General features: G+C 40.5%; 3 protein-coding genes and 1 pseudogene. All 4 read right to left on the bottom strand.

Annotation, left to right across the window (positions count from 1 at the left end; genetic code table 11):
- Nucleotides 1–192: pseudogene (locus PN497_RS16810) on the bottom strand (DUF4351 domain-containing protein); the annotation flags it as partial.
- Nucleotides 193–322: 130 nt separating this feature from the next.
- Nucleotides 323–736: a HEPN domain-containing protein gene (locus PN497_RS16805; RefSeq protein ID WP_096571350.1), complete on the bottom strand. Its 414-nt coding sequence runs from the start codon at nt 734–736 to the stop codon at nt 323–325.
- Nucleotides 729–1,070 carry a nucleotidyltransferase domain-containing protein gene (locus PN497_RS16800; protein ID WP_096571348.1) on the bottom strand — a complete coding sequence of 114 codons (342 nt, stop codon included), beginning with the start codon at nt 1,068–1,070 and terminating at the stop codon, nt 729–731. Before PN497_RS16800 ends, PN497_RS16805 begins: the two co-directional genes overlap by 8 nt.
- Before the next feature lie 60 nt (nt 1,071–1,130).
- Complete coding sequence (locus tag PN497_RS16795) at nt 1,131–1,322, bottom strand: hypothetical protein (RefSeq protein WP_096571347.1); 192 nt, start codon at nt 1,320–1,322, stop codon at nt 1,131–1,133.
- Nucleotides 1,323–1,571: the final 249 nt, after the last annotated feature.

Below are 1,571 nucleotides of genomic sequence, written 5' to 3'. Positions count from 1 at the left end.
GAGGAGTAAAAATTCTCCTATTTCTGGGGATAAAACCTTCAGTAAAACATCACTTTCTCGCTCTATCCACTGAAATTCTGTGTTGAGGATGTCTTGTACTTGTAAGTCACTGCGCTGGGTAATCCATTTTACCCAGGTGTTGGGTGCAAGACTGATTAATCTTTTTCCCCCTATGTCTGCTTTTTTCGCCATTGACTCGGTTATAAGTTCTCAGTATATTTATATATCTATTCTGTGTGAATGGAAATTGCTCCCACGCCGCTGCAAGCAAATTGCGAAGCGCAGCATCACTAAGCCGAGCGCCCCTTGGTACAGTCAACAGTCAACCGTCAAGACTAAATTTATTTGGTAATAATTTAATTACAAACTCTAGCACTGTAGCAGCCATCTGCAAGGCTTCTTCAGCTTCATACCTTTCCGGCTCAATTATGTCCCCTGGGTAGCGAAATTCGGTGGCGTAAGGTGTTAGAGTGTCCGCCATATCTTCCAAATCCTGAAAATTTGGTTCAAAAACTGAACACATCTCTACTAAAACACCCAGATCATGCGTTTTCTTAAATACTAAATCTTGATATGTCAAATAAGCTTTTAATGCCTTCTCGGCACTCTGTTGACAATGATAAACAACAGCATCTAATAATGATGCTTCATTTTCAATGAGTATACGGGCAACCTTAATATCTCGCTGACTCTTAATTATCCACTGCCTAACCTCCTCATCCTTAGGACTATCCATAAAGGATTTTACCTTGACTGAGTGCTTGACTAACTAATGAACTTGCTACGGTGGCCTTTCTTTCTACTTCTGCACGGGTCATAACCAGAATATCTTTTGGTATACCAATCCCATGGAGGGCTTTATATGCTTGACGCGCCCGACGATAGCGAGGTTCATTGGAATCGGAGATAATCACTAACAAATCAACATCACTATCTTCCGTAGGTTCACCATAAGCATAGGAACCAAATAAAATTACCTGTTCTGGATTCAGGGCAGAAACTAGCCGTTGGGTAATATCATCCAATAAATCCCTTGGTATTTTTTTAACAGGTATATTCTCTGTATTCATACAGTTTCTAATACAAAACTAGCAAAAAATGACAATAACGGTTCTAACTCTTGCAGTTGCTCATCCCGTCTTAACTGCCTGACTGCGATCGCGTAATTTATCTTGCCTGTTCTCACCCTGCAAAATTGGTACAAATGGTAATAGGGCTGATATTTTCAGATCAAATACCAGATTAACATCTGCTTTGGCACTCCCAAAACAAGATATAGCAACCGCCAAGGTGGTTAGAACATAAACAGAAGATAAAACCATTGAAATTCAAGCGTTTCAAGGCTTACCCCCGCCCCCTGCTATAATTTATGTCCTGCTATATAAAACCTAGACAAAACTAGACTTTACTTTCTACTTCAACGGGAGCATAGGAGCAGTTATCCCTCAGTAGACTTTCACGCCTTAGCCAGACGCGATTGTGTTCCAATTAAGTTTCTCAAAAAGACTACCACCATCATTGCTTGGTTTTCGCGTCGGCAATAGTCTCAATTCAATACTTGATATCACCGT

It is taken from the genome of Sphaerospermopsis kisseleviana CS-549 (assembly GCF_028329225.1).
GTDB lineage: Bacteria > Cyanobacteriota > Cyanobacteriia > Cyanobacteriales > Nostocaceae > Sphaerospermopsis > Sphaerospermopsis kisseleviana.
This window is presented reverse-complemented; position numbering and strand designations above follow the sequence as displayed.